General features: G+C 69.8%; 18 protein-coding genes. 11 read left to right on the top strand and 7 right to left on the bottom strand.

Annotated features, from left to right (window positions below):
* Positions 1–147: 147 nt before the first annotated feature.
* Positions 148–318: a hypothetical protein gene (locus ACFWBD_RS14780; protein WP_385667049.1), complete on the bottom strand. Its 171-nt coding sequence runs from the start codon at positions 316–318 to the stop codon at positions 148–150.
* On the opposite strand from ACFWBD_RS14780, the gene ACFWBD_RS14775 reads away from it, so the two are divergent.
* Complete coding sequence (locus ACFWBD_RS14775) at positions 260–1,798, top strand: RNA polymerase sigma factor (RefSeq protein WP_385666930.1); 1,539 nt, start codon at positions 260–262, stop codon at positions 1,796–1,798. The two genes, ACFWBD_RS14780 and ACFWBD_RS14775, sit on opposite strands and share 59 nt — an antisense overlap.
* A gap of 132 nt (positions 1,799–1,930) precedes the next feature.
* Complete coding sequence (locus ACFWBD_RS14770) at positions 1,931–2,797, top strand: serine protease (RefSeq protein ID WP_385666928.1); 867 nt, start codon at positions 1,931–1,933, stop codon at positions 2,795–2,797.
* 120 nt (positions 2,798–2,917) lie between these two features.
* On the opposite strand, the gene ACFWBD_RS14765 is transcribed toward ACFWBD_RS14770, so the two are convergent.
* Positions 2,918–3,148: a hypothetical protein gene (locus tag ACFWBD_RS14765; protein WP_385666926.1), complete on the bottom strand. Its 231-nt coding sequence runs from the start codon at positions 3,146–3,148 to the stop codon at positions 2,918–2,920.
* A gap of 446 nt (positions 3,149–3,594) precedes the next feature.
* On the opposite strand from ACFWBD_RS14765, the gene ACFWBD_RS14760 reads away from it, so the two are divergent.
* The 6 genes from ACFWBD_RS14760 to ACFWBD_RS14735 all read left to right on the top strand — a co-directional run bounded on the left by ACFWBD_RS14760 (position 3,595) and on the right by ACFWBD_RS14735 (position 10,544).
* Positions 3,595–5,715 (top strand): type IIA DNA topoisomerase subunit B, encoded by a 2,121-nt coding sequence (locus ACFWBD_RS14760; RefSeq protein ID WP_385666924.1) that lies wholly within the window; start codon positions 3,595–3,597, stop codon positions 5,713–5,715.
* 231 nt (positions 5,716–5,946) lie between these two features.
* A complete protein-coding gene (locus ACFWBD_RS14755) occupies positions 5,947–6,471 on the top strand; it encodes a DUF1453 domain-containing protein (RefSeq protein WP_385666922.1) in 525 nt (174 codons plus the stop codon).
* Positions 6,468–7,619, top strand: coding sequence for a sensor histidine kinase (locus tag ACFWBD_RS14750; RefSeq protein WP_385666920.1), 1,152 nt, complete (start codon positions 6,468–6,470; stop codon positions 7,617–7,619). Before ACFWBD_RS14755 ends, ACFWBD_RS14750 begins: the two co-directional genes overlap by 4 nt.
* Positions 7,616–8,299: a response regulator gene (locus ACFWBD_RS14745; RefSeq protein ID WP_385666918.1), complete on the top strand. Its 684-nt coding sequence runs from the start codon at positions 7,616–7,618 to the stop codon at positions 8,297–8,299. Before ACFWBD_RS14750 ends, ACFWBD_RS14745 begins: the two co-directional genes overlap by 4 nt.
* An 80-nt stretch (positions 8,300–8,379) precedes the next feature.
* The gene (locus tag ACFWBD_RS14740; protein ID WP_385666916.1) at positions 8,380–8,955 is read left to right on the top strand and encodes a DUF485 domain-containing protein; all 576 of its coding nucleotides are present in this window, start codon (positions 8,380–8,382) and stop codon (positions 8,953–8,955) included.
* A complete protein-coding gene (locus ACFWBD_RS14735; RefSeq protein ID WP_385666914.1) occupies positions 8,952–10,544 on the top strand; it encodes a cation acetate symporter in 1,593 nt (530 codons plus the stop codon). Before ACFWBD_RS14740 ends, ACFWBD_RS14735 begins: the two co-directional genes overlap by 4 nt.
* Positions 10,545–10,622: 78 nt before the next feature.
* Here the strand turns inward: ACFWBD_RS14735 and ACFWBD_RS14730 are convergent, their stop codons facing one another.
* Entirely contained in the window at positions 10,623–11,315 is a 693-nt protein-coding gene (locus ACFWBD_RS14730) for a response regulator (protein ID WP_385666912.1), read from the bottom strand.
* 161 nt (positions 11,316–11,476) lie between these two features.
* Here ACFWBD_RS14730 and ACFWBD_RS14725 point away from each other — a divergent pair, with 161 nt between their 5' ends.
* The 3 genes from ACFWBD_RS14725 to ACFWBD_RS14715 all read left to right on the top strand — a co-directional run bounded on the left by ACFWBD_RS14725 (position 11,477) and on the right by ACFWBD_RS14715 (position 14,387).
* A complete protein-coding gene (locus tag ACFWBD_RS14725) occupies positions 11,477–12,292 on the top strand; it encodes an ABC transporter ATP-binding protein (RefSeq protein ID WP_385666910.1) in 816 nt (271 codons plus the stop codon).
* On the top strand, positions 12,282–13,145 hold the full coding sequence (locus ACFWBD_RS14720) for an ABC transporter permease (RefSeq protein ID WP_351766243.1): 864 nt from the start codon (positions 12,282–12,284) through the stop codon (positions 13,143–13,145). The genes ACFWBD_RS14725 and ACFWBD_RS14720 overlap by 11 nt, the downstream gene beginning before the upstream one ends.
* Positions 13,146–13,325: 180 nt before the next feature.
* On the top strand, positions 13,326–14,387 hold the full coding sequence (locus ACFWBD_RS14715) for an ABC transporter substrate-binding protein (RefSeq protein ID WP_385666908.1): 1,062 nt from the start codon (positions 13,326–13,328) through the stop codon (positions 14,385–14,387).
* Positions 14,388–14,465: 78 nt separating this feature from the next.
* Here the strand turns inward: ACFWBD_RS14715 and ACFWBD_RS14710 are convergent, their stop codons facing one another.
* The 4 genes from ACFWBD_RS14710 to ACFWBD_RS14695 form a co-directional block, all read right to left on the bottom strand.
* Positions 14,466–15,146, bottom strand: coding sequence for a response regulator (locus tag ACFWBD_RS14710; RefSeq protein WP_385666907.1), 681 nt, complete (start codon positions 15,144–15,146; stop codon positions 14,466–14,468).
* Positions 15,143–16,813: an ATP-binding protein gene (locus ACFWBD_RS14705; protein WP_385666905.1), complete on the bottom strand. Its 1,671-nt coding sequence runs from the start codon at positions 16,811–16,813 to the stop codon at positions 15,143–15,145. The genes ACFWBD_RS14710 and ACFWBD_RS14705 overlap by 4 nt, the downstream gene beginning before the upstream one ends.
* Before the next feature lie 129 nt (positions 16,814–16,942).
* On the bottom strand, positions 16,943–17,884 hold the full coding sequence (locus ACFWBD_RS14700) for a sucrase ferredoxin (protein ID WP_385666903.1): 942 nt from the start codon (positions 17,882–17,884) through the stop codon (positions 16,943–16,945).
* 196 nt (positions 17,885–18,080) lie between these two features.
* Complete coding sequence (locus ACFWBD_RS14695; RefSeq protein WP_385666901.1) at positions 18,081–19,337, bottom strand: citrate/2-methylcitrate synthase; 1,257 nt, start codon at positions 19,335–19,337, stop codon at positions 18,081–18,083.
* Positions 19,338–19,611 lie beyond the last annotated feature (274 nt).

Raw genomic sequence — 19,611 nt, 5'->3', positions numbered from 1 at the left:
GACCTCGTCTGCCCGCGTCTGACCTTTTTTGAACGCTTACGGGGTGTGACTCGGGCCACGAAGATTGGGCGTAACGCTTGTGGAAACAACGCGATGACCTAAGAGGTGACTGCCGCGGAGGGAATACGGACGCCGTACAAGGCGCTGTTAATCCTCCCGGCCCCCGCCCGCGCCGTCGGCCACCCCCAGGCCGGTGGTCGGCTCCTGTCCGTCACGGACGGGGCCGAAAGCCGTTTTCCAACGTTCCGAGAGGTTGTTCGTGTCGGCCAGCACATCCCGTACGCTCCCGCCGGAGATCGCCGAGTCCGTCTCTGTCATGGCGCTCATTGAGCGGGGAAAGGCTGAGGGGCAGATCGCCGGCGACGATGTGCGTCGGGCCTTCGAAGCTGACCAGATTCCGGCCACTCAGTGGAAGAACGTACTGCGCAGCCTCAACCAGATCCTCGAGGAAGAGGGTGTGACGCTGATGGTCAGTGCCGCGGAGCCCAAGCGCACCCGAAAGAGCGTCGCAGCGAAGAGTCCGGCCAAGCGCACCGCCACCAAGACGGTCGCGGCGAAGGCGGTGACCACGAGGAAGGCCACTGCCACGGCCGCCCCGGCCACCCCGGCCGCTCCTGCTGTGGACGATTCCGCAGACGAAACCGCCCCCGCCAAGAAGGCGGCGGCCAAGAAGACGACCGCCAAGAAGGCGGTCGCGAAGAAGACCGTCGCCAAGAAGACGGCGGCCAAGAAGACCGCAGGCAAGGACGACGCCGAGGTTGCCGAGGACGAGGTCCTCGAGGACGCCAAGCCCGGCGAAGAGGAAGAGGAGGGGGCCGAGAACAAGGGCTTCGTCCTCTCCGACGACGACGAGGACGACGCGCCCGCCCAGCAGGTCGCCGTGGCCGGTGCCACCGCCGACCCGGTGAAGGACTACCTCAAGCAGATCGGCAAGGTCCCGCTGCTCAACGCCGAGCAGGAGGTCGAGCTCGCCAAGCGCATCGAGGCCGGTCTGTTCGCCGAGGACAAGCTGGCCAACGCCGACAAGCTCGCGCCGAAGCTCAAGCGCGAGCTGGAGATCATCGCCGAGGACGGCCGGCGGGCCAAGAACCACCTCCTGGAGGCCAACCTCCGTCTGGTGGTCTCTCTGGCCAAGCGTTACACCGGCCGCGGCATGCTCTTCCTGGACCTCATCCAGGAGGGCAACCTCGGTCTGATCCGCGCGGTCGAGAAGTTCGACTACACCAAGGGCTACAAGTTCTCCACGTACGCCACCTGGTGGATCCGTCAGGCGATCACCCGCGCGATGGCCGACCAGGCCCGCACCATCCGTATCCCGGTGCACATGGTCGAGGTCATCAACAAGCTCGCGCGCGTACAGCGCCAGATGCTCCAGGACCTGGGCCGCGAGCCCACCCCGGAGGAGCTGGCCAAGGAACTCGACATGACCCCGGAGAAGGTCATCGAGGTCCAGAAGTACGGCCGTGAGCCCATCTCGCTGCACACCCCGCTGGGCGAGGACGGTGACAGCGAGTTCGGTGACCTCATCGAGGACTCCGAGGCCGTGGTCCCGGCCGACGCGGTCAGCTTCACTCTCCTCCAGGAGCAGCTGCACTCGGTCCTCGACACCCTGTCCGAGCGCGAGGCGGGCGTCGTCTCCATGCGGTTCGGTCTCACCGACGGTCAGCCGAAGACCCTCGACGAGATCGGCAAGGTGTACGGCGTGACGCGCGAGCGCATCCGCCAGATCGAGTCCAAGACCATGTCCAAGCTGCGCCACCCGTCCCGTTCGCAGGTGCTGCGCGACTACCTCGACTAGGTCGCAGCCGTACGACGCCGAAGGCCCGGTCTCCCGTGAGGGAGCCGGGCCTTCGGCGTCGGCGCAGGTGCGGGGTGCCGCGCCTTGGATGACTCTGGGTGTCCATCGGTCACTCCAGAGTGAGGAGCGCGCATGCGTCGTCCCCTTGTCCGGGCCCTGGCCCGGCCGTTGATCCTGGCGGCCGCGGCGGTGGCCATACCCTTGGGCTCCGCCGCCCCGGCGGCCTCCGACGGTGTTGTCGTGGGCGGCTTCCCGGTCGACGTCTCCGAGAGCCCGTGGACGGTCGCGCTGTCCAGTCGTGACCGGTTCGGAGGTACGCGCTCCGGGCAGTTCTGCGGAGGGGTGGCGGTCGGCCCGTCCACCGTGCTCACCGCGGCCCACTGTATGGGCGAGGACGTCCTGGGATCGCCGCCGGGGCAGCTGGCCGACCTGAGGGTCGTCGCGGGCCGTACGGACCTGTACAGCGACACCGGGCGGGAGGTCTCCGTGCGCAGCGTGTGGGTGAATCCCGCCTATGACAGTTCCAGCAATGCCGGGGACTTCGCCGTACTCACCCTTGCCGACCCACTTCCTGCGGGTGCGGTCATCGGCATGGCCGGCGAGGGCGATTCGGCGTACGCGGCGGGCACTGACGCCGTCGTCTACGGCTGGGGAGACGCCACCGGGTTCGGTGCGTATGCCCGCACCCTTCGAGCGGCTCGGGTCCATGTGCTGGCCGACGCGGAGTGCGAGCAGGCGTACCCCGGTACCTCCGACGGCACCTACGACGCGCGGAGCATGGTGTGCGCCGGGGAGATGCGGGGCGGTCGCGATGCCTGTCAGGGGGACAGTGGCGGGCCGCTGGTCGCACAGGGCCGACTCATCGGCCTCGTGTCGTGGGGCAGCGGCTGTGGGCGTCCGGGGAGTCCGGGCGTCTACACGCGCGTTTCGGACGCCGTACGGGCGCTGGGCTGGGCGCGGGGCCAGGAGGGCGCTATGAAGCCCTCTGAGGGCGTCTGAGCGAGTCCTGCCGCGGCGTGGCCGGCTTGCTGCCATGAGAGCGGGCGGCCGCCCCTGGGAGCAGGGACGGCCGCCCGTCTACCGGCCTGTGCCGGTTCTGGCTCGTCGTGGACGCGCAGATCAGTGCTCTTCTTCCGAACTGGAGGCCGGAACGGTCGTCAGCCGCTCTGTCTCGTCCTGTATCTCAGCGGCGATCTTCTTGAGTTCCGGCTCGAACTTGCGGCCGTGGTGGGCGCAGAAGAGCAGTTCTCCGCCGCTGAGCAGCACGACGCGTACGTACGCCTGGGCGCCGCAGCGGTCGCAGCGGTCTGCGGCCGTCAGCGGGCTCGCGGGGGTCAGAACAGTAGTCACGTCGCCTCTTCTCTAGCTCGACGAGCTGTCGTACCAGGGTCAACATCCAACCAGCCCCAAAACGTTCCCGCTCGTGGCTTGTCCTCGAAAAAATCTTTCCGAGGTGGCCGTCTGCTGCCGGTTTGGCGGCGAATGTGCCGTATTGCGTGGTCTGTGGTGCTTACGGTTTTGCTCTGTCGGTCATGGTTCGGTCCTCCCCGGCCGGCTTGCCGGTTTGTTCATGAGGACGTGCCCGGAGCCTAAATGGTTCATGCCCCGAAGGGAACGTGATATGTACTTCACTCCATCGAGGGATCGAACACGCATGCGACGCTGGACTAGTCTGAGTTTCGGACGAGGGTGGCGTTACAACGGCTCTACCAGGCCTCGGTACCCTCTTGGCGGCTACCCAAGCCGCGCCCTTACCCAGAAGGGCCCCAAGTGAAATTCAGCGAGGAGCGAACCGCGTGACCGCCGAAACCTCCGTGCCGTCCACAGCGCTGCTGGCAGGAGCAGACCGGGACGGTTCCAACTACACCGCGCGGCACCTGCTCGTCCTCGAGGGGCTCGAGGCCGTGCGGAAGCGCCCGGGTATGTACATCGGCTCGACCGACAGTCGTGGTCTGATGCACTGCCTGTGGGAAATCATCGACAACTCCGTCGACGAGGCCCTGGGCGACTATTGCGACCACATCGAAGTGATCCTCCACGACGACGCCTCGGTCGAGGTCCGTGACAACGGCCGTGGCATCCCCGTCGACGTCGAGCCCAAAACAGGTCTGTCCGGCGTCGAGGTCGTCATGACCAAGCTGCACGCCGGCGGCAAGTTCGGCGGCGGCTCCTACGCCGCCTCCGGGGGTCTGCACGGCGTCGGCGCCTCCGTGGTCAACGCCTTGTCCGCCCGCCTCGACGTCGAGGTGGACCGGGGCGGCCACACCCACGCGATCAGCTTCCGGCGTGGAGTTCCGGGCGCCTTCGCCGCGGACGGCCCCGACTCGAAGTTCGAGCCGGGCGGCCTGCGGAAGATCAAGCGGGTCGCCAAGAACCGGACCGGCACGCGGGTGCGTTACTGGGCCGACCGCCAGATCTTCCTCAAGGACGCCAAGCTCTCCCTGGAGAACCTCCACCAGCGCGCTCGCCAGACCGCGTTCCTGGTGCCCGGCCTGACCATCGTCGTGCGCGACGAGTACGGCCTCGGCGAGGGCGGAAGCAAGGGCGAGGAGTCCTTCCGCTTCGACGGTGGCATCAGCGAGTTCTGCGAGTACCTGGCCACCGACAAGCCTGTTTGCGACGTCCTCCGTTTCACCGGGCAGGGCACCTTCAAGGAGACCGTCCCGGTCCTGGACGAGCATGGGCAGATGACCCCGACGGAGGTCACCCGTGAGCTCGGCGTCGACGTGGCACTGCGCTGGGGCACCGGCTACGACGCGAACGTGAAATCGTTCGTCAATATCATCGCCACGCCCAAGGGCGGCACGCACGTCGCCGGCTTCGAGCAGGCGATCGCCAAGACGATGAACGAGGTGCTGCGCGCCAAGAAGCTGCTGCGCGTAGCCGAGGACGACGTCGTGAAGGACGACGCTCTGGAGGGCCTGACCGCCGTCGTCACGGTGCGACTCGCCGAACCCCAGTTCGAGGGCCAGACCAAGGAGGTCCTCGGCACCTCAGCGGCCCGGCGCATCGTGAACACCGTGATCTCCAGGGAGCTCAAGGCGTTCCTGACCTCCGCCAAGCGCGATGCCGCAGCTCAGGCGCGGGTCGTCATGGAGAAGGCGGTCGCTGCCGCGCGGACGCGTATCGCAGCCCGGCAGCACAAGGACGCGCAGCGCCGCAAGACGGCTCTGGAGTCCTCGTCCCTGCCCGCCAAGCTCGCCGACTGCCGTAGCGACGACGTCGAGCGCAGCGAGCTGTTCATCGTCGAGGGAGACTCCGCGCTCGGTACGGCCAAGCTCGCCCGGAACTCCGAGTTCCAGGCACTGCTGCCGATCCGGGGCAAGATCCTCAACGTCCAGAAGTCGTCCGTCACCGACATGCTCAAGAACGCCGAGTGCGGCGCGATCATCCAGGTCATAGGGGCGGGCTCCGGGCGAACCTTCGACATCGACGCGGCTCGCTACGGCAAGATCATCATGATGACCGACGCCGATGTGGACGGCTCCCACATCCGGACGCTGCTCCTGACGCTGTTCCACCGCTACATGCGGCCCATGGTCGAGGCCGGGCGGGTGTTCGCCGCGGTCCCACCCCTGCACCGCATCGAGCTCGTCCAGCCCAAGAAGGGCCAGGACAAGTACGTGTACACGTACTCGGACCGTGAGCTGCGCGACAAGCTGATGGAGTTCCAGAGCAAGAGCGTCCGGTACAAGGACTCCATCCAGCGTTACAAGGGTCTCGGCGAGATGGACGCCGACCAGCTGGCGGAGACGACGATGGACCCGCGCCACCGCACTCTGCGTCGGATCAACCTCTCCGACCTGGAGGCGGCCGAGCAGGTGTTCGATCTGCTCATGGGTAATGACGTGGCGCCGCGCAAGGAGTTCATCTCCAGCTCGGCGGCGACGCTCGACCGGTCCCGTATCGACGCGTAGCCACTGCGTCCGGTCCGACCGGGTCTCGCAGCTTCGGCCCGGTCCTGTGCCGGTCGGGCGGATCGTGCAGGTCCGGCTTGGGTTCTCCACCCGCGGGTGGAGAACCCAAGCCTCCGGAAATCCACCCATGATCCACCCCTGCTCCGATCTGTGGACCGCCGTGTTTCCGTAGCGTCGAAGGCGTCGGCAGCACTCGCTGCCGGCCTTCCCTTCCCGCTCACGGAGGCTGTGATGTCCGGGCTCGTCAACGCACTGGTGATCGTGGCTGTGGCCGCACTCGTGATCGTGCGGCAGTTCCGCGCAAGCCGCATCGACACGGACCGGCGATGGTGGCTCCTGCCGGGAATCCTGGCCGTCATAGCGCTGCGCGAACCCGATCTCCTCGATGCCCGTCACCACGGCGAGTCGGTCTTGGTGCTCGGCGCCGAACTGCTCGTCGCGCTGGCCATGGGAGCCGCTTGGGCCTGGACCACCCGCATCTGGGTGGAGCCGGACGGCGCCGTGTGGAGCAAGAGCACCAGAGCGAGCGTGGCCGCCTGGGGAGCCGGCATCGGCCTGAGGGCGGGCCTCTTCGGGGTCGGCGCACTGTTGGGCATCCGCCAGGACGGTGCGGCCCTGATGCTGGGACTCGCGGCCACCTTGCTGGTCCGCTCCGAGATCCTGATCTGGCGCGTTCAGTCTCTGAACCAGGCCCGCGCGCACGCCACGGCGTACGGTGACCACGTGCCGCGGTCCCCGTGGAAGGAGCGCGTGTGACGGACAACGTCTGGACACGCTGGCCCTCACGGGAGGCGCTGGGCCCCAGAGGGGTCTCGCGCCCCAGGCGGCTGCTGGCCTGGGCAGTAAGGCTGCTGGTCCTGGGCGCGCTCCTGTGGAGCGCCTTCCACGACAGCCGCATCGAGGGGTGGATCGCGGTCGCCGGGGCCGGTGGCGTTCTTGTGGCAGGTGGGCTGGCGTGGGCCCTGTTCCGGACGACGCTCGGACACCGGCTGTGGCCGTCCCTGGCACTTCTCCTCATGCTGCTGGGGCTGGCGGCCGGGGCCGAGGCAGCGGACTTCCGCTCCCCAGCCACGGTCCTGTGGTGCGGGTGCGCCATCGTGGCACTGGAGCGACTGCCGCTGGGGGCGGCGTTGCCGGCGGCTTCGGTCGGGTTCGCCGCCTTCGCCGTGGTCAACGACGACTCGGGGGTGACCTCGGCCGCTGCCATCGGGGGCATGGCCCTCGCCGGATACGCCCTGCGTCTGGACGCCGAAGCCAGAGGCACCGCGCAGCGACTGCTCACCCAGGAGCGGGCCGCGCGCGCGGCCGAGGCCGAGTCGGCCGCACTCGCGGAGCGGGCCCGCATCGCCCGGGAGATCCATGACGTCCTGGCCCACAGTCTCTCGGCGCAGCTCGTGCACCTGGAGGCGGCCCGGCTGCTGATCGAGCGGGGCGCGGACCGCGAGCAGATTCTCGACCGGGTGGTGGCGGCCAGAGGGATGGCCCGCGACGGCCTCGAGGAGACCAGGCAGTCGCTCTCCGCGCTGCGCGGTGAACTGACCCCGCTGGAGGACTTCCTGACCGATCTCGTCCGCATGTCCGACGGTGCCCAGGTCACGGTGGGGGGTGACCGCAGACCGCTGCCGGTCGAGGCGTCGCAGGCCGTGCGCAGAGTTGCGCAGGAGGCTTTGACGAACGCTCGCAAACACGCACCGGGAGCCAAGGTGCGTGTGCGACTGGAGTACGGCCGGCATGAAGTGACCCTGGACGTGCGGGACTCGGGTGGTCCGCCGGGCGAACTCGCCCGGGCCGGAGGCGGGTACGGTCTGCTGGGTATGCGGGAACGCGCCGAACTGCTGGGCGGGTCCCTCGCTGCTGGGCCGGACGAGGAAGGGTTCGTGGTGACGCTGAAGGTTCCGGTATGACGGAGGAGGCGGTGAGGGAGCCCGCCAGGGTTGTGGTCGCGGACGATCAGACGGTCGTCCGGGAAGGCATCGTGATGCTGCTCGGGCTGCTGCCGGGAGTCGAGGTCGTGGGCGCCGCCGGGGACGGTGAAGAGGCCGTGCGGCTCGTCGCCGAACTGGCTCCCGATGTGGTGCTGATGGACCTGCGCATGCCGCGCTGTGACGGAGTGGAGGCGACCCGGCGCATCCGGTCCGAGTATCCCGGGACACAGGTCGTGGTCCTCACGACCTACGCGGACGACGAGTCCCTGTTCCCCGCGCTGAAAGCGGGCGCACGGGGGTATCTCACCAAGGACGCGGGCGGCGACGAGATCGTACGGGCCGTGCACAGTGTGCTGTCCGGGGACGCGGGGCTGTCGCCGAGCGTCCAGCGGAGGCTGCTGGAGCGCCTGTCGGCGCCCGAACCGGAGCGGGCTGCGCCCCGCGTCGTCCCCGACGGGCTCACGACACGGGAGGCGGAGGTGCTGCTGCTGATCGCCGAGGGGCTCAGCAACCAGGAGATCGCGCGCAGGCTGAGCGTGTCCACCGCGACGGTGAAGACGCACATCAACAACATGTTCTCCAAGACGGGGCTCAAGGACCGGGCCCAGGCGGTGCGTTACGCGTACGCGAAGGGGCTGGTCCGGCCGCCCGCGGGGTGAACGGCGCGTCGGTCACCTGATGGGGTGAAGTGTTCGGGGAACAATAGTCGGGGATCTTCCCGTTCTGTCCATCCTTGGGCATGCAGTCAAGCAACGGTCGGGCCCGCGCCGACGGGGACGGTCCCGATGGCGGCGCCTCCACGCCACACGTGCACGAACACCATCAAGGCCAGGGCCAGGCGTACGCCGAGGCGCCAGGGGACGTGCGCTACGAGGACCCGTGGTACGACGCGCTCGCCTCGGGCTGGGGCGAGTCGGCCATCACGAGCACCCCTGGGCCCGAGGTTCCCCCGGCACGTCGGCGGGAGACCGGAACCGGGGCAGCGGCTCAGATCTACCTCGAGGTGCAGCACAGCGCGGCCTTCCAGGAGGTACGCAGCCGGTACCGGCGGTTCGTGGTACCCGCAGCAGCAGGGTTCTTCGTCTGGTACGTGGCGTATGTGGTGACCGCTACGACCGCGCCCGGACTGATGGCGCGGCCGGTGGTGGGCGCGGTGAACGTGGCGCTGCTCGCCGGGCTGGGGCAGTTCCTCAGCACCTTTCTGCTCACCTGGGCCTACGCCCGGCACGCGCGGCTGCGCCGGGATCGCGCCGCGCTCGAACTGCGGTGGGACACACAGGAGTTGACTCGCGGAGTAAAGGGCGGTGCGTCGTGACCGGCAACCATCAGGCGCTGGCATTCTTGCTGTTCAGCGCCTTCGTCGCGGTCACGTTGGGGATCACGACCTGGGTGAGCCGCAACCGCCATGGTTCGGAGGAGGAGTTCTACGTCGGCGGGCGGCTGTTCTCCCCGATGGAGAATGGTTTTGCCATCGCGGGTGACTACATGTCGGCCGCTTCCTTCCTGGGCGTCACCGGGCTCATCGCGCTGTTCGGGTACGACGGGCTGCTGTATGTGGTCGGCTTCCTCGTGGCCTGGCTGGTGGTGCTGTTCCTCGTCGCCGAACTGGTGCGCAACTGCGGACGGTTCACGCTCGCCGACGTGGTCGCCGCGCGGATGAGCGAGCGGCCGGTGCGGATCGCGGCGGGAACCTCCTCGGTCACCGTGTCCGTTCTCTATCTGGTGGCCCAGATGGTGGGCGCCGGCAGCCTGGTCGCGCTGCTCCTCGGGAACACCGGCGAGGCGGCCCAGTCCTGGGCCGTCATCGGGGTCGGTGCGCTCATGGTGATCTATGTGTCGTTGGGAGGGATGCGGGCGACCACGTGGATCCAGATCGTCAAGGCGGTTCTGCTGCTGGCCGGCACCATGGCGCTGACCGTGCTCGTTCTGATGCGCTTCCACGGTGACTTCGACCAGTTGCTGCGCACGGCGGCCGAGCGCAGTGGGCACGGTGCCGCGTTCCTGGCACCCGGGCTGAAGTACGGGGGGGACTGGACCGCGCGTTTCGACTTCATGAGCCTGGGGCTCGCGCTGGTGCTGGGTACGGCGGGGCTGCCGCACATCCTCTCCCGCTTCTACACCGTGCCGACCGCGCAGGCCGCCCGTCGGTCCGTCGTCTGGTCGATCGGGCTGATCGGCGGCTTCTACCTGATGACGATCGTCCTCGGCTTCGGTGCGGCCGCGATCGTCGGCCCGGAGGCGGTGCGCGGCTCGAACGCGGCCGGGAACACGGCGGTTCCACTTCTGGCACTCGACCTGGGCGGCGGCGCCGACTCCACCGGCGGAGCGGTGCTGTTCGCGGTCGTGGGGGCCATCGCCTTCGCCACGATCCTCGCGGTCGTCGCCGGGATCACGCTCGCCTCCTCGGCGTCGGTGGCGCACGACCTGTATGCCTCCTTGCGCCGTCGGCAGGCCAAACCCCGCAGCGAGGTCGCGGTGGCGCGGGTCGCCGCCGTGGGGGTCGGCGTCGTCGCGATCGCCCTCGGCCTGCTGGCCCGCGATCTCAATGTCGCCTTTCTGGTCGGGCTCGCCTTCGCCGTCGCGGCGTCCGCGAATCTGCCGGTCCTGATGTATTCGCTGTTCTGGCGGGGCTTCACCACGCGGGGCGCCGTGTGGGCGGTGTACGGCGGGCTGGTCCCGGCCCTGGCGCTGGTCGTGTTGTCGCCCGTGGTGTCCGGCAGCCCCGAGTCGCTCTTCCCGAGCGTGGACTTCCAGTACTTCCCGCTGCAGAACCCCGGCCTGGTCTCGATTCCGCTGGGCTTCCTGGCGGGCTGGCTCGGCACGGTCACCTCGGCCGAGGTCGCGGACGAGGCCAAGCACGCGGAGACCGAGGTGCGGTCACTGACAGGGGCGGGCGCCGCCTAGCGGGCGACTCCTCGTCGTCGTACCGCATCGGGGTCCTGGCGTATCGGGGTCCTGGCGTATCGGGGTCCTGGCGCACGGCTACGGCGCCACCCAGGCGTAGCGGTGTTCCGGGCGGCCCGTGTCGCCGTACTTGAGGGAGAGGTGCAGGCGTCCGGCCTGTTCCAGGTGGCGGAGGTAGCGCTGGGCGGTGGAGCGGCTCAGGCCGGTCTCGGCGGCGACCTCGTGGGCCGACAGAGGGTGCTTCGCCCGGTGCAGAACGTCACAGATCAGGTCCGTGGTCGGTTCCGAGTGGCCGCTCGGCAGGCCGGGGGACGAGGGCGCCGGCCCGGTGCGCAGGGCGCCGAAAATCCGGTCGACCTGCTCCTGGCCGGCGATGCCCTGCCCACCGACCCGGTCCACCGTGCGGCGCAGGGCGGCGTACGAGTCGAGGCGGGTGCGCAGGGCAGCGAAGGTGAACGGTTTGACCAGGTAGTGCAGGGCGCCCAGGCGCATCGCGGTCTGGACCGTCGTGACGTCGCCGGCTGCCGTGATCATGATGACGTCGGTCCGATGGCCCTGTTCCCGCATGCGGTGGATGAGCTGGAGGCCGGTCTGGTCGGGCAGGTAGTGGTCGAGCAGCACCAGGTCGATGGTTCCGCGCTCTATGGCTCCCAGCGCCTGGGCGGCGCTGTGCGCGCGGGCGGCCACCCGGAAGCCGGGAACCTTTCCCACGTACTTGGCGTTGATCTCGGCGACACGGAAGTCGTCGTCCACCACCAGGACGTCAATCATCGGGCCTCTCTCCGTGAAGGCCAGGCAGGCGTTAAGCCCGTGTTTCGGCTTCGCTGTTCTAGCGGGAGCAAAACGAGCACAACAGGCTACTGCAAGCAAAAGAAGCGCATGCGGCCAGAAGGCTGATGGCGCCTCCCGGGTCACCTCTACCGTCCCCGGCCATGAGCGCACACACCAGCCCCGCCATCGAGCTGCGGGGCGCGAGCAAGGTCTTCAGGACCCCGTCGGGGGCCCCGCACACCGCCGTGCGAGAACTCGACCTCACTGTCGGGCGTGGCGAGTTCGTGGCCGTCGTCGGCCCGACCGGCTGCGGCAAGTCGACCACGCTGACCCTGGTCAGCGGTCTGGAAGAGCCCACCCAGGGCGAGGTGATGGTCGCCGGGCAGCCCGTGCGTGGCGTCGGTGACAAGGTCGGCTTCGTCTTCCAGCAGGACGCCACTTTTCCCTGGCGTACGGTCCTGTCCAACGTCATGGCCGGGCCCCGTTTTCGCGGTGTGCCCAAGGCGGAGGCGAAGCTGAAAGCGCGCGAGTGGCTGGCGCGGGTCGGGCTCACCGACTTCGAGGACCGCTACCCGCACCAGCTCTCCGGCGGTCAGCGCAAGCGCGTGGCCCTCGCCGCGACCTTCGTGAACGACCCGGAGATCCTCCTCATGGACGAGCCGTTCTCGGCGCTCGACGTGCAGACCAGGGCATTGATGTCGGACGAGCTCCTCGAGCTGTGGGAGGGCACGGGCGCTTCCGTCGTCTTCGTCACCCACGACCTGGAGGAGTCCATCGCGCTGGCCGACAGGGTCGTCGTGATGACCGCCGGCCCCGCCACCGTGAAGCAGGTCTTCGACATCGACCTGCCGAGGCCGCGCAAGGTCGAGTCGGTCCGTCTGGAGCCGCGGTTCATCGAGATCTACCGCGAGATCTGGGAGTCCCTCGGCGAAGAGGTCCGCATCACCCGCGAGAGAGGTGCCGCCCGTGTCGCCTGAAGTGCTCAGCACGCCGGTCGTCGACACGGCCAAGGCACCTGACCGCGCCCACTCGCGCGCGCGTGCCGCTCGCAGACGCAAGGCCGTCGTGACGGCGTCCCGTGTTCTGCTCCTGGTGGCTGTGCTCGCCCTGTGGGAGGCGTTCTCGCGGGCCAAGGTCATCGATCCCTTCAACTTCTCGATGCCCACGAAGATCTGGGACCAGATCTGGACCTGGGTGACGCACGGGACCGCGCTCGGTTCTCTGGGTGAGCAGATCTGGTACACGCTCTACGAGGCACTGCTCGGCTGGATCATCGGTGTGGTCGCCGGTGTCGTGTGCGGTATCGCACTGGGACGGATCACCTTCCTCGCCGACATCCTTGGTCCATACATCAAGGTGCTCAACTCCATACCCAGGATCGTGCTGGCTCCGATCTTCGTGATCTGGTTCGGCCTCGGCCCTGCCTCCAAGGTCGCCTCGGCCGTCGTCCTGGTGTTCTTCCCGGTCTTCTTCAACGCCTTCCAGGGCGCCCGCGAGGTGGACCGCAACCTGGTCGCCAACGCCCGCATTCTCGGCGCGAGCGACCGCAGGGTGACGCTCCAGGTGGTCGTCCCGTCCGCCACCTCCTGGATCTTCACCAGCCTCCATGTGAGCTTCGGCTTCGCCCTGATCGGCGCCATCGTCGGCGAGTACATCGGGGCGACCAAGGGCATCGGCCTGCTCGTCGCGCAGTCGCAGGGCACGTTCAACGCGGCGGGTGTGTACGCCGCGATGGTCATCCTCGCCGTCGTCGCTCTCGTCGCGGAGGGCCTGCTGACCTTCGCCGAGCGCCGCATCTTCCGGTGGAAGCCGTCGGGCTCCGACAGCTGACCCTTCGTTGAACGATCCCTCGAGGAGCCGTTTCCCCGAGGAGCCGTTTCCACGAAGGGGTCCTCGGGACCTTCCGTCGACGGTTGCGCCGCCCTCCCTTCACCCGCCCTCCCTTCACCCTCCCCTCCCCTCACCCCTGCCCCACCCCGCATCGCCCTCTCACAAGGACGTGAACCCGCCATGCGCACAACCGCCAGATACACGGCCCTGGCCGCCGCCGGCCTGCTCGCCCTCTCCACGCTCACCGCCTGTGCCAACGACGCGGCGAGCACCTCGTCCACGGGGTCCGGAGGCAAGGGGGACGGCAAGGGCACCAAGGTCAAGATCATGGTCGGTGGCCTGGACAAGGTCATCTACCTGCCCGCCATGCTGACCCAGCGCCTGGGCTACTTCGACGCCGAGGGGCTCGACGTCGAGATGCTGAGCGAGCCGGCCGGTGTCCAGGCCGAGACAGCGCTCGTCTCCGGCCAGGTGCAGGGAGCCGTCGGCTTCTACGACCACACCCTCGACCTTCAGGTGAAGGGCAAGGAGGTCGAGTCCGTCGTGCAGTTCTCTCACGCGCCCGGTGAGGTGGAGATCGTCTCCACCGAGGCGGAGGACGACATCACCTCGCCGAAGGACTTCAAGGGCAAGAAACTCGGCGTCACGGGCCTCGGCTCCTCGACCGACTTCCTCACCAAGTACCTCGCGGTCAAGAACGGCGTGAAAGTCAGCGAGTTCACCCCGGTCGCCGTGGGCGCGGGGCCGACCTTCATCGCCGCGCTCCAGCAGGGGGCCATCGACGGCGGCATGACGACCGACCCGACCGTGGCGACCATCCTGGACAAGAAGGCCGGCAAGGTCCTGCTCGACATGCGCACCCCGCAGGGATCCGAGGACGCGCTCGGCGGACCGTATCCCTCGTCAAGCCTGTACATGCAGACGGACTGGGTCAACAGTCACAAGGACACCGTCCAGAAGTTGGCCAATGCATTCGTCAAGACGCTCAAGTGGATGTCCACCCACAGCGCGGCCGAGATCGCCGAGAAGATGCCGACGGACTACTCCCAGGGGAACAAGCTGCTGTACTCGGTGGCCATCAAGAACACGCTGCCGATGTTCACCAACGACGGCGTGATGCCCAAGAACGGCCCCGAGACCGTCGAGAAGGTCCTCAAGGCCTTCAATCCCAACATCCAGAACGCCGACGTGGACCTGGGCAAGACCTACACGACCGAGTTCGTCGAGAAGGCGGTGGGCTGACGGTCGAGCAGAGGGCGGGCCGGGATCCGTATCCCAGGAGGGGCACGGTTCCTTCCCCCGCCCCCGAGGACCGTGCCCTCAGGCGCGGGTCGCCCATACGTAGCGGTGTTCCGGGCGGCCCGCGTCGCCGTACTTCAGGGTGAGCCGGGCCCGCCCCGTGCGCTCCAGGAGCTTCAGATAGCGCTGGGCGGTCTGGCGGCTCACCCCGGTCCGGTCGGCGATCTCCTGGGCCGACAAGGGTCCTTCGGCGTTCATCAGGGACTGGCGTACGAGTTCGGCGGTGGTGGGGGAGTGCCCTTTGGGCAGACCGGGCTCCGAGGGGGCGGACAGCGCGCCGAAGATGCGGTCGACATCGGCCTGTTCGGCCTCCCCGCCGCCGTCCAGCGTGCGGCGCAGCTCGGCGTACGCCTCCAGCTTGGCGCGCAGACCCGCGAAGGCGAACGGTTTCACCAGGTACTGAAGGGCGCCCTGACGCATCGCCGCCTGCACCGTCGTCACGTCCCGTGCGGCCGTCACCATGATCACGTCGGTCTGGTGGCCGCGCCTGCGCATCTCCTGGACGACCTCAAGACCCGTCTCGTCCGGCAGGTAGTGGTCCAGCAGGACCAGGTCCACGCGGGGCAGCAGCTCCAGCCGGCGCAGCGCGTCGGCCGCACTGTGGGCCTCGCCGGCGACGTGGAAGCCCGGCACCTTCTCGACGTAGGCGGCGTTGACCCGGGCGACCCTGGTGTCGTCGTCCACGACCAGGACCTCGATCATCGCGACTCCTCCTCGGCCGTGCTCTGCGCCGGTGCGGCCAGGGCGGGTTCCAGATCGGGCTCGGTGAGTGCCTCGGGCAGGACGACGGTGAACTCGGCGCCCCCACCGGTCGCTTCGTCCACCGTGGCGTGGCCGCCCTGCCGCTCGGCGAGCCTGCGCACCAGGGAGAGCCCGATGCCGCGTTTGCCGTGCGCGGGCGGCTTCTTCGTGGACCAGCCCTCGGTGAAGATCAACTCGCGCTGCTCGGCCGGGATGCCGGGGCCGGTGTCCCGCACCCGCAGGACCGCGGTACGGCCCTCCGTGCGCAGTTCGACCTCCACGCGCGCGTGCGGCTTGCCCGCGACGGCGTCGAGCGCGTTGTCCACGAGGTTGCCGACGACCGTGACCAGCCCGCGCGGGTCGATCAGGCGGTCGGGCAGCCGGGTGCGGTCGGAGACCCACAGGGCGACACCGCGCTCGGCCGCGACGGTCGCCTTGCCGACCAGCAGAGCGGCGAGCAGCGGGTCCGCGATCTTCTCGGTCACCTGCTCAGCGGTCGCCCGGTGATCGCCGACGACCTCCCCGACGAAGTCCACCGCGTCGTCGTACATCTCCAGTTCGAGCAGCCCCAGCAGGGTGTGCATGCGGTTGGCGTGCTCGTGGTCCTGGGCGCGCAGGGCGTCGATGAGACCGTGCGTCGAGTCGAGTTCGCGCCCGAGCTGCTCCAGCTCGGTGCGGTCGCGCAGGGTGGCCACGGCGCCGCCGTCGTCGGTGGGCATGCGGTTGACGACCAGGACGCGCTGTCCGCGGACGGCGATCAGGTCCGTGCCGGTCACCCGGCCCGCCAGGACATCGGCCGTACGTCCGCCGCCGAGCGCCTCGTCGGGCGAAGCGCCCACCGCTTCCTCACCGATACCGAGGAGGCGCTGGGCCTCGTCGTTGAGCAGCCGGACGCGGCCGGCACGGTCCAGTGCGACGACGCCTTCCCGGATGCCGTGCAGCATCGCCTCCCGCTCGGAGAGGAGCGCCGAGATGTCCGAGAAGGCCAGGTCGCGGGTCTGGCGCTGGACGCGCCGGGAGATCAGCCAGGCGGCCAGCGCGCCCACGGCGAGGGCGCCGCCGGCGTAGGCGAACAGTCCGGGGATCGCGTGGATCAGGCGGGCGCGCACGCTGTCGTACTCGATACCGACCGAGACCGCGCCGACGATTCTGTCGTCGCCGTCGCGCAGGGGCACCTTGCCGCGGGCCGAGCGGCCCAGGGTGCCGCTGTCGATCTCCATGACGTCCCTGCCCGCCAGGGCCTGGCTCGGGTCCGTCGACACATGGCCACCGACCTGCTCGGGGTCGGTGTGCGACCAGCGGGTGCCGTGGAGATCCATCACCACGACGTACTCCGCGCCGCTGGCTTCGCGGATCCGTTCGGCCTCCCGCTGCACCGGTCCGTCGACCGAGGGCTGAGTGCTCCGCAGGTCCTCGGCGAACTGCGGCACCGCCGCGGTGGTCTGCGCGATGGCGAGGGCTCGGCGCATCGCCTGGTCGTCCAGCTGATCGCTGAGCGGGGCGAGGAACAGCCCGGTCGCCAGCACCACGACCCCCGCGGCGATCGTCAGCTGCATGAGCAGGACCTGCGAGAACATGCGCCGCGGCATTCCGAGGCGCAGACGGCGGGCGGGGGGAGTGGGGCTCATACCCAAGACGGTACGTGGGTGGACCGGCGCAGCCGTAGGGGTGGGTGATGTGGATCTCTTGACCGACTCAAGAGGAAACGATTCCCTCGTGCCCGCGCGGGGTGCGGCCGGATCGCGTCCGGAGGCGTGTCAGCCCACCAGGGCCGCCCCGGCCGGCTCGCGGACCGCCACCACGTCCATCCGCGCAGGTGAACCGAGGACCGAGGCGCCACAGCTTTCCGGCCGGGGCGGCAGCGAAGCGCCCTGGGCGACGACGACCTGCCAGCGGCGTCCGTCCGTGTGCGCGACGGTCACCTCCCAGCGCGGTGCGCCGCCCGTGGTCCGGACGACGCGCAGCGCCTCGGCGGCGTCCTCGCCGGTCGCCGAGCGCACCGCCAGTTCCGCCGCCTGTCCGGGCCGCTCCCAGGCCGAACATCCGCGGCACCCGTCCACGACGATCCGCCCGTCCTGGACGCGGTGCAGGACCTCCTTGACGGTGTGGGCCTGGGCGCGGCCGTACGCGTACCCGTACGGGAGGACGAGCAGCGTGGGGGAGAAGCGATGACCCCCCAGATGGGTGACCTCCCAGGCACCCCGCACCCCCGAGGCCGCGAGCTCCGCGGCCAGCGGACGGCCGAGGAGCGCGCAGCAGCGGTCGCGCTTGCCGTTGGTGCAGACGAGGGCGAGCGGGTCACCCGTGTGGGGCCCGCCCCGCAGCGCGCTGTCGAAGGTGCGGTGGTCGCCCCTGCCGAGCGCGGCGAAGTCGAGGTCCAGCAGCTGCCCCGGGTCGTGGGTGGTGGCGCTGCGCAGCCACACCCGGCCGGGGACGGTGTGGGCCGCGTACACCTGTCGCAGGGGCGCCGCTCCGAAGTCCGCGTGGCGCCCGGGTCGGCGGATGAGCGCGACGCGTACGCCCGTGTCCTGCGCGGCGGCATCCAGGGCGCGGCCCAGAGCCGGGTCCAGGTGGCTCGAGACCAGCGCTTTGGCACCCCAGGGGCCGGGCTGTTCCAGGAGGAGCCAGGTCGTTGCCGTGGCCGCGGTTCCGGAAATGGGCTCGTCGAGATCCCGCGAGACGGTCGTGCACGTACTCACAGAGGTGAGCCTAACCTGACTTGCCGGAGCACGACTTCAGGCCGGGGCAGGTGCTCGGCCGTGCGGGTACGCGTGCGCGTGCCGCGAGGAAGAGGGGCCCCTGGTCTGCGCGGGTGGCGCCCCTGGTCGCGGCGGTGCCGGTCCTGTCCTCCCGGACGGTGATGCAGGCCCGCTCGCGACGGCTTGCGCGGTCTTCCTACCTCGGTAGCGGCTGGGGTGGCTTGGGCCCTACGTAGTGTCCGCTCGGGCGCATCCTGAGGGGCCGCTCGCCGTACTCCTCCAGGGCATGGGCGATCCAGCCCGCCGTACGGGCGACGGCGAAGATCGTCTCACTGGCCGATGACCCCATGCCACAGGACACGGTGAGGACGGCGAGCGCCAGGTCCACGTTGGCGTGCAGCGGAGTGTGGCGGGCGGTCGTGGCCACGATGTCCCGGGACGCGGCGAGGGCCGGCCCGGCAGCGGGGATCTCCTCCAGGAGGGCGAACAGGGCACGCGCGCGTGGGTCCTCGCCGGGGTAGAGCCGGTGACCGAGGCCCGGAATGCGGCGGCCGGCGCGTAGCTCCTCGGCGATCACCGGGGCGGCACTGCCGATGTCGAGCACCTCGAGCAGCAGGCGGTGGGCCAGCCCTCCGGCCGCGCCGTGCAACGGTCCCTCGATCACCCCGAGCCCGGCGGAGACCGCCGCGTAGGCGTGCGCACGGGCCGAGGCGGCGACGCGCACCGCGAGCGTCGAGGCGGCCAGGTCGTGGTCGACGAGCAGGCCGAGCGCCATGTCTAGGGCGCGCAGTTGCGCCTTCTCGGCGGGCCGCCCGCTGAGCCTGCCCCACAGACGCAGGGCGAGCGGACCCTCGTCACGGTGCGTGGGCACCTTCGGGGGCAGGGCGGCGACGAGGGTGGGGATCAGGATGCGGGCGGTGCCGAGCACGGCGTCCTCGGACAGGTCGAACCGCAGCGGGTCCGCGGCCGCGGCGGCGACGGCGGCGACCCGCAACCGGTCGGTGGGACCGGTGTGTTCGGGCAGTGCCTCGACGACGCGTCGGGCGGCCTCGACGGATGCCTCGGGCGCGGCGAAGGTGACGCCGGGCCGCAGCCGACCCGTCCACAGCCACTCCGCCACCTCTTCGTAGGAGTGCCGGGAGGCCAGTTCGACCGCGTCGACGCCCCGGTAGTAGTAGCGGTCCTGGTCGATGAAGGTGACGCGCGTGCGTACGGACAGCTCCGCCCCGGAGCCCGGACTCCCGCTGCTCTCCCGCCTGTTGCGTCGAGCGAGCGCCTCGACCTCCTGGGCGTCGAAGGTGCTGCCCCGGCCTCCGGGCGTGCGCCGGCTGCTCAGCTGGCCGCGACTGACGTACGCGTACACGGTCTCGGGTTTCACACCGAGCAGTTCGGCGGCCTCCTTGGTGCTCAGCCGTCGTTCGGGGTGGCCGGGTCCGGGTTCCTGATCGCGCATGGAGGTCACCGTATCCACAAGACGCGTGCATTGATTCAATCAATATTGACACGGAATGAGTCAAGCATGGACAGTCGAATCAAGTTCAAGGAGGAGACATGTCCGTCAACCTGTCAGAAGCCTCATCCATCGACGTGCCGCGGGGACTCGCGGGTGTCGTCGTGGGCCGCCCGCCCGGGGGCGGCGGCCGGGGGGGGGGGGGGGGGGTCGCGCGACCCCCCCGATTAGGCCGGGGCCGGCGGCGCCCCCCCCCCCGCGGTGGGGGGCGGGAGCC

Source organism: Streptomyces sp. NPDC060002 (assembly GCF_042737245.1).
Classification (GTDB): Bacteria; Actinomycetota; Actinomycetes; order Streptomycetales; family Streptomycetaceae; genus Streptomyces.
This window is presented reverse-complemented; position numbering and strand designations above follow the sequence as displayed.